At 43.3% G+C, this 1,708-nt stretch carries 1 protein-coding gene; it reads left to right on the top strand.

The features are described from left to right. Nucleotides 1-805 precede the first annotated feature (805 nt). The coding region (locus tag RMO79_RS21335) for an aspartate-semialdehyde dehydrogenase (RefSeq protein ID WP_310485277.1) at nucleotides 806-1,708 on the top strand (903 nt) is incomplete at its 3' end.

Here is a 1,708-nt window from a genome sequence, read left to right as displayed (position 1 = left end):
TCCACCAAACGATCTAAATCTGGATCTAGGGATTTGACTGTAAGTTCGGTGAAATCACCGCGAAAAGTCATCGCTACGGAAGCGTCTGCTGGGACGAGCGGGACGAGCATCGCAAGGCTATCAGTCCCGAATGTATCGGCATTTTTGAGGGTATAGAGATTATGGATTGTCATCAGCAATTGCTGTGTATCTGAAAATGTCAGTTGCTCCACCCGACCACCTCTGCAAAAATTGAAAACCGCAAACTTCCCACTCGTGCAATTGCAGTAGTGGAAGCTCGCCGCTCTGTTGTTATTGTAAAAAAGAGGACTAAACTCGAATTTATCGAGCGTTTTTTACGATCTGAATATTATAATTCTCTCATAATTAGAATATTTAAAAACACGGTATTTACAAATATTTGTGCTGGCGAGGTCAAGTATTACAAATACTGAGCAGATATTTTGTAATATAGCTATGGGTAACTGAAGAGAATAAAAAATTTGTAATTCATATCAATTAGCAGTGATTTTCGCCAATCGCATATTTGCTAACCATGGCGGATTAGGACGATCTCGATCGATCGATTGAAACTACATATTTCCCAGCACACGATCGCGATTCCCTGGTATGATAAACATGAAGAGGTTTGAGTGTAAACATGGCTAAAAATCTCCGCGCGATCCAAGTCGCTCCAATTCAGATAAACTAACGAGATCGAGACTAGATCTAAATCGGTACGGATGTTCGGTCTCTAGGTCGTGGGGCTAGCGTAAACTAAAGTTTTGATGTTTCAATATTATCAATATCAGAGGAGGTAGCTTTCTTGTCCGATCTATATCGCGTTGCAATTTTAGGAGCAACAGGTGCCGTTGGTACGGAATTAATCGAATTATTAGCCAGTCGCAATTTTCCGATTGCCGAACTTAAACTATTTGCCTCGCCTAAGTCCGCAGGTACAAAGTTGAAGTTTCGGGGTGAGGAAATTACGGTAGAAACTGTCGGGGATAAATCTTTTGATGGGATTGATATTGTCTTAGCATCTGCTGGTGGTTCGACATCGAAGGCTTTAGCAGCTCAAGTAGTAGCTGCTGGCGCGGTAATGATTGACAATTCCAGTGCTTTTCGGATGCTTCCCGATGTACCGTTAATTATTCCAGAAGTTAATCCCGCAGCAGCAGAGCATCATCAGGGAATTATCGCCAATCCCAACTGTACAACGATTTTAATGGCGGTAGCGATTTATCCGCTCCACAAAATTCAACCGATTCAACGCATCGTTGCGGCTACTTATCAATCAGCGAGTGGCGCAGGTGCCAGAGCGATGGCGGAAGTAGAAATCCAGAGTCGAGATATCCTTGATGGTAAAACTCCCAAACCCGAAATTTTTCCCTATCCCCTAGCATTTAATTTATTTCCTCACAATACCCCGATCGATGAACATGGGTATTGTGAAGAAGAGATGAAAATGGTCAACGAGACTCGTAAGATTTTCGGTACGCCAGATCTGAGAGTTACGGCTACATGTATTCGGGTTCCCGTACTCCGCGCTCATTCGGAAGCAATTAACCTGGAATTTGCCAAACCGTTCGATCCAGATGAGGCTCGATCGATCTTAGCCACTGCTCCTGGTGTAAAATTAGTAGAAGACTGGAAAGCGAATTATTTTCCGATGCCGATCGATGCTTCGGGTAAAGATGAGGTATTAGTCGGACGAATTCGTCAGGAT

The sequence above is a fragment of the Chamaesiphon sp. VAR_48_metabat_403 genome (assembly GCF_031422475.1).
Lineage (GTDB): Bacteria > Cyanobacteriota > Cyanobacteriia > Cyanobacteriales > Chamaesiphonaceae > Chamaesiphon.
Note: the sequence above shows the minus strand (reverse complement) of the source record. Positions and strands in the feature narration are given on the sequence as shown.